Origin of the sequence: Curtobacterium oceanosedimentum (genome assembly GCF_040545555.1) — a bacterium.
Lineage (GTDB): Bacteria > Actinomycetota > Actinomycetes > Actinomycetales > Microbacteriaceae > Curtobacterium.
Genome location: NZ_JBEPMD010000024.1, coordinates 1 through 6203, shown reverse-complemented (window position 1 = coordinate 6203; position 6203 = coordinate 1). Strand labels below are relative to the sequence as shown.

Annotated in this window: 6 protein-coding genes; 5 read left to right on the top strand and 1 reads right to left on the bottom strand. The window is 70.3% G+C overall.

Features of this window, described 5'->3' with window-relative positions:
* Positions 1 to 198 precede the first annotated feature (198 nt).
* The 4 genes from ABIC52_RS16155 to ABIC52_RS16140 all read left to right on the top strand — a co-directional run bounded on the left by ABIC52_RS16155 (position 199) and on the right by ABIC52_RS16140 (position 2272).
* On the top strand, positions 199 to 402 hold the full coding sequence (locus tag ABIC52_RS16155) for a hypothetical protein (protein ID WP_058749396.1): 204 nt from the start codon (positions 199 to 201) through the stop codon (positions 400 to 402).
* Between the two features lie 69 nt (positions 403 to 471).
* Complete coding sequence (locus ABIC52_RS16150; RefSeq protein ID WP_354027814.1) at positions 472 to 645, top strand: hypothetical protein; 174 nt, start codon at positions 472 to 474, stop codon at positions 643 to 645.
* A gap of 74 nt (positions 646 to 719) precedes the next feature.
* Positions 720 to 851: a hypothetical protein gene (locus ABIC52_RS16145; protein WP_274542761.1), complete on the top strand. Its 132-nt coding sequence runs from the start codon at positions 720 to 722 to the stop codon at positions 849 to 851.
* Between the two features lie 347 nt (positions 852 to 1198).
* On the top strand, positions 1199 to 2272 hold the full coding sequence (locus ABIC52_RS16140) for a sigma-70 family RNA polymerase sigma factor (RefSeq protein WP_354027813.1): 1074 nt from the start codon (positions 1199 to 1201) through the stop codon (positions 2270 to 2272).
* Between the two features lie 155 nt (positions 2273 to 2427).
* On the opposite strand, the gene ABIC52_RS16135 is transcribed toward ABIC52_RS16140, so the two are convergent.
* The gene (locus ABIC52_RS16135; RefSeq protein ID WP_126890458.1) at positions 2428 to 3360 is read right to left on the bottom strand and encodes an NAD(+)/NADH kinase; all 933 of its coding nucleotides are present in this window, start codon (positions 3358 to 3360) and stop codon (positions 2428 to 2430) included.
* 167 nt (positions 3361 to 3527) lie between these two features.
* Between ABIC52_RS16135 and ABIC52_RS16130 the strand changes: the two genes are divergently transcribed.
* Positions 3528 to 6044, top strand: coding sequence for an ATP-dependent Clp protease ATP-binding subunit (locus tag ABIC52_RS16130; protein WP_209824332.1), 2517 nt, complete (start codon positions 3528 to 3530; stop codon positions 6042 to 6044).
* Positions 6045 to 6203: the final 159 nt, after the last annotated feature.

Below are 6203 nucleotides of genomic sequence, written 5' to 3'. Positions count from 1 at the left end.
CTTCGCGGAGCAGGTCGCGGCGGGGGAAACCGGGGGGGGGGGGCGGCCCCGGGCGGGGGGGGGGGGGGGGCGCGCGGGGGGGCGGGGGGGCCGGGGGGGGGGGGGGGGGGGGGGGGGGCGGGGGGCCCCCCCGCCTCCCGTCCGTCCCGGCACCGTCCCGGGCACGTGGCGCTCACCGGGGCGAGGTACGATGCTCCGGTGCCAGATGGAGTCGTGACCGGGATCATCTTCGCCGTGACGCCGACCGTCGTCGTCGGCCTCATCTTCTGGTTCGTGATGCGCGCGATCATGCGCGCCGACCGCACCGAGCGGTCCGCGTACGCGAAGGTCGAGGCCGAGGAGCGCGCGCGATACGAGCGCGAGCACGGCCGCCCCGCTCCCGCACCGACCTCGGCGGAGTAGTCCCGACCAGCCTGCGCCCACAGCGCAGTCCGTCACCGGCCGTTCACCGACGGGTGGTGCAGTGACGTGGTGACCGCACGTCCCTCCCCGTCGTCCCCGGCCCCGTCGGCGCTCGCCCCGTCGTCCCTGGCCTCGGACCCGGCGGACCTCGACCCCGAGGACGCCTTCGGGCACTCCGTGCTGCCCGACGCGGCCCGTGACGCCGTGTGGGCGGACGGCGACGAGGACGACGTCGACGTCTGAGCGCCCGCCGTCGGTCACCGACCGTTCATCCCGACGTCGCCCCGTCGTCGCCCGCACGGGTGAGCATCGTCCGCATGTCCATCACGCACGCCTTCACCGGCCGCAGCCTCGTCGGCGACATCGAGAGCGAGTACGACGAGTTCGACCTCGACGCCGACCTCGAGTCCTCCCAACGACGGGACGGGTGGCTCGAACCCTCCTGGTGACATCCCGCTCCTGACGCTCTTCGGGGTACGGCACCCGGATCACGACGATCCGGAACGCCGTACCCCTTTTCCGTGTCCGCTCGGCGCAGCGCCCCGGGGTACACGCTTGCGATCGTCGATGAAACCTCCCTGCAACACCGGAAACTCGGCGACATCCCCTTGTGCGCGGGCATCGGCCGGGTCCATGCTGACGTTGGGCCTGTACCCCGCGGGGGACAGCTACTCGGGTGAAGCACGACGTTCCCTGGGAATCGATCCGATCGGTTTGTGGGGTACACCTCGCGACCGCTTTACTCATCACCACCCCCCAACGAGGCCATCACCGTCGAACCGCAGGGAGAGTCACCATGACGATCGCGACCGCAGCACCGAAGACGACGACCACTGGCACCACCGCGCGCCGCAGCAAGAAGGCAGCAGCCGCGAAGACCGCGGTCGCCGCGGTGGAGACCACCACCCTCGACGCCGTCGAGGTCGAGGCCGACGAGCAGCTCGCGGGTGTCCGCGGCGCCTCGGTCGACCAGGTCGGTGACTACCTGCGCCACATCGGGCGCCTCTCGCTCCTGACCGCGGAAGACGAGGCGGACATCGCCCGCCGCATCGAGGTCGGCCTCTTCGCCGAGGAGAAGCTCAACACCGAGCCCGGCATCGACAAGACGCTGCAGCGCGAGCTGCGCTGGCTCGTCCGCGACGGTGAGCGCGCCAAGGAGCGCATGATCACCTCGAACCTCCGACTCGTCGTGAGCATCGCGAAGCGCTACTCGCAGCGCGGCCTGCCGTTCATGGACGTCATCCAGGAGGGCAACCTCGGCCTGGTCCGTGCGGTCGAGAAGTTCGACTTCACCCAGGGCTACAAGTTCTCGACCTACGCCACCTGGTGGATCCGCCAGGCCATCTCGCGTGGCCTCGCCGACAAGGCGCGCACCATCCGCATCCCGGTGCACACCGTCGAGCTGATCAACAAGATCTCGCGCACCGAGCGGGACCTGACCGTCGACCTCGGCCGCGCGCCGATGGCCGATGAGGTCGCCGCCGAGCTCAGCATGAGCACCGAGGAGCTCCTCGACCTCAAGGGCCGCTCGCACGAGCCGGTGTCGATCCACACCGTCGTCGGTGACTCCGACGACAGCGAGCTCGGCGACTTCATCGAGGACGAGGACGCCGCGAGCCCGAACGAACTCACCGAGACGACGCTCCTGCACCGCGACATCCGTTCGATCGTCTCCGAGCTGCCGAGCGACGAGGCCAACGTCATCCGCATGCGCTACGGCCTGGACGACGACAAGCCGATGACGCTCGACGAGATCTCGAAGATCGTGCACACCACGCGCCAGGCGGTCAGCCGCGTCGAGTCGCGTGCCAAGCTGCGCCTGTTCGCGAAGGCCGTGAGCCAGGACATGCAGCTGTACCTGACCGACTGAGGTCAGCAGGCTTCGGCCGGGGTCTCGACCTCGGCACGGGGAACCGGGCCGTCCTGTGGGAAGGCGGTCCGGTGGGGTGATGGGACGGCCCGTCCAGGCACTGCCTGGGCGGGCCACTTCGCTGTCCGCGGCCCGGCCGCCCGCGGCCCCGCGCGCTAGTCCTCGAGCTCGCGGCCGAGCTTCTGGCGCAGGTCCTGCGGGATGAGCTCGATGAGCTGGTCCGGGCGGACCGGCAGGTCGAGCAGGCTGAGCTTCACCCGGCCGGTGCGTCCGTGCCGCTCGGCGTCGAGGCGCACGACGCTGCCGGCGTCCTTCCGCAGTCGGATGTCGATCTGCGCCCCCGTCGCGACCTCGCCCACGACGAGCCCGTCGACCTCGAGGGCGGCGCTCCTGGTGCCCTCGGCGATGTCGAAGCGGTAGCGCTCCCGCGCGGCCAGGACCACGGCGCGGTCGATGCCCGCCATCGGGGCGACCGGGGTCACGACCGAGCCCGACAGTGCGGGGGAGAGCACGGGTCCGCCGGCCGCGTAGTTGTAGGCGGTGGACCCGGCGGGGGTCGCGGCGACGATGGCGTCCGCGCGGTAGTAGCCGTAGCCGAGGCCGTTGACGCTGAGGTCGGCGGAGACCTGTCCGGCTCCCGGGCGTCGCACGATCGTCAGGTCGTTGAACGCCAGGTAGTCCGTGCGGGCGCCGCTCCACGACAGTCGGGCCTCGAGGGCGTGGTGCGGTTCGAGCTGGTACTCGCCGGCGGACAACCGGTCGAGCGCGTTCTCGAGCTCGGGCGGCTCGATCTCCACCAGGAACCCGACGTTGCCGTAGTTCACGCCGAGCACCGGCACCGGGCGCTTCGCCACGAGTCGCATCGCGCCGAGCATCGTGCCGTCCCCGCCGAGCGCGACGACGAGGTCGACCTGGTCCGTGAAGTCGTCGTCGCCGATCACCTCGACGTCGCCGCCGATGCGCTGCGCGTCAGCCCGCCGGGCAACGAGCCGTCCGGCACCCGAGGCGTTCCACCGCTGCAGGGTCGTGATCGACTCCCGCACGTTCTTGGTGGGGTGGACGACGAGGCCGACGACGGGCTGCTCCATGCCCAGATCGTAGCCGCCCGGGCCTGGTCGGCGGCCAGTGCGGAGGTCCTGGGCCACCGTGCGAAGAGAGGTCACGCCCACGGCGAACAGGGGCAGCCCTGCGGGGGTCCGCTGGTTAGTCTCGATGTACGTCACCGAGCTCCCACGAGCCCGGCAAGGGAGAGCACATGTTCGAGAGATTCACCGACCGAGCCCGTCGTGTTGTCGTCCTCGCTCAAGAAGAAGCGAAGATGCTCAACCACAACTACATCGGCACCGAGCACATCCTCCTCGGCCTCATCCACGAGGGCGAGGGCGTCGCCGCCAAGGCGCTGGAGTCGCTCGGCATCTCGCTCGATGCCGTCCGCGAGCAGGTCCAGGACATCATCGGGCAGGGCCAGCAGCAGCCGACCGGGCACATCCCGTTCACGCCGCGCGCCAAGAAGGTGCTCGAGCTGTCCCTGCGCGAGGCGCTGCAGCTCGGCCACAACTACATCGGGACCGAGCACATCCTGCTCGGCCTCATCCGCGAGGGCGAGGGCGTCGCCGCCCAGGTCCTCGTCAAGCTCGGTGCGGACCTCAACCGCGTCCGTCAGCAGGTCATCCAGCTCCTGTCCGGTTACCAGGGCAAGGAAGCGGTCGCCGTCGGCGGCGAGCAGCAGCAGAACGCCCAGCAGGGTTCGCAGGTCCTCGACCAGTTCGGTCGGAACCTCACCCAGGCCGCGCGCGACGGCAAGCTCGACCCGGTGATCGGGCGCGAGAAGGAGATGGAGCGGGTCATGCAGATCCTCTCCCGCCGCTCCAAGAACAACCCCGTCCTGATCGGTGAGCCGGGCGTCGGCAAGACCGCGGTCGTCGAGGGCCTCGCCCAGGCGATCGTCAAGGGCGACGTCCCGGAGACGCTGAAGGACAAGCAGCTCTACTCGCTCGACCTCGGCTCGCTCATCGCCGGGTCCCGCTACCGCGGTGACTTCGAGGAGCGCCTCAAGAAGGTCACGAAGGAGATCCGCACCCGCGGCGACATCATCGTCTTCATCGACGAGATCCACACGCTCGTCGGTGCCGGTGCTGCCGAGGGTGCGATCGACGCCGCGTCGATCCTCAAGCCGCTCCTCGCCCGTGGTGAGCTGCAGACGGTCGGTGCGACCACGCTCGACGAGTACCGCAAGCACTTCGAGAAGGACGCCGCACTCGAGCGCCGCTTCCAGCCGGTGCAGGTCAACGAGCCGTCGCTGCCCCACGCGATCAACATCCTCAAGGGCCTCCGCGACAAGTACGAGGCGTTCCACAAGGTGTCCATCACCGACGGCGCGATCGTCGCCGCGGCGAACCTGGCGGACCGCTACGTGCAGGACCGCTTCCTGCCGGACAAGGCCATCGACCTGATCGACGAGGCCGGCGCACGTCTCCGCCTGTCGATCCTGTCGGCGCCGCCGGAGCTCCGGGAGTTCGACGAGAAGATCTCGACGGTCCGCGGGCAGAAGGAAGCCGCGATCGAGGAGCAGGACTTCGAGAAGGCCGCGAGCCTGCGCGACGAGGAGAAGAAGCTCCTCGGCGAGCGTCTCCGCCTCGAGAAGCAGTGGCGTGCGGGTGACGTCGCCGCGTCCGGCACCGTCGACGAGGGCATCATCGCCGAGGTCCTGGCGCAGGCCACGGGCATCCCGGTCTTCAAGCTCACGGAAGAGGAGACCTCGCGTCTCGTCTTCATGGAGAAGGCCCTGCACGAGCGCGTGATCGGACAGGAAGAGGCCATCTCGGCCCTCTCGAAGACGATCCGCCGCACCCGTGCCGGTCTCAAGGACCCGAACCGCCCCTCGGGCTCGTTCATCTTCGCCGGCCCCACGGGCGTCGGGAAGACCGAGCTCGCCAAGGCGCTCGCGGAGTTCCTGTTCGACGACGAGGGCGCGCTGATCTCCCTCGACATGTCGGAGTTCGGTGAGAAGCACACGGTCTCGCGACTCTTCGGTGCCCCTCCCGGGTTCGTCGGGTTCGAGGAGGGCGGCCAGCTCACCGAGAAGGTGCGCCGCAAGCCGTTCTCCGTGGTCCTGTTCGACGAGATCGAGAAGGCCCACCCGGACATCTTCAACTCGCTGCTGCAGGTCCTCGAAGAGGGTCGCCTGACCGATGGTCAGGGCCGCGTGGTCGACTTCAAGAACACCGTCATCATCATGACCACGAACCTCGGTTCGCAGGGCATCGCGGGTGGTCCGGTGGGCTTCCAGGTCGAGGGTGACTCGGCCGTCGGCTACGACCGCATGCGCTCGAAGGTGAACGAGGAGCTCAAGAAGCACTTCAAGCCGGAGTTCCTGAACCGCGTCGACGACACGATCGTCTTCCCGCAGCTCTCGCAGCCCGAGCTGCTGCAGATCGTGGACCTGTTCGTGAAGCGCCTGTCGGACCGCCTGCTGGACCGCGACATGACGGTGGAGCTCACGCTCGCCGCCAAGGAGCAGCTCATCAAGGTCGGCTTCGACCCGGCACTCGGTGCCCGACCGCTGCGTCGCGCGATGCAGCACGAGGTCGAGGACCAGCTGTCCGAGCACATCCTGCAGGGTGAGCTCAACGCGGGCGACCACGTGAAGGTCGACTTCGCCGAGGGTGCCTTCCAGTTCGAGACCGGGCGTCAGCCGGGTCGCGAGGAGGTCCTCGCCGGGGCGAACGCGGTCGAGTCCGCGGAGAGCCCGCAGGGCGAGATCGAGTCCTAGGACTCCTCGACACGACGGACGGGAGGCGCGGGGGCCCCCGGCCCCCCCCCCCCCCCCCCGGGGGGGGGGGGCCCCCCGGCCCCCCCCCCCGGCCCCGCGGGGGCGGGCGCCCGCCCCCCCCCCCCCCCCCCCGCGCGCCGCCCGCGGGCGGGGGGGGCC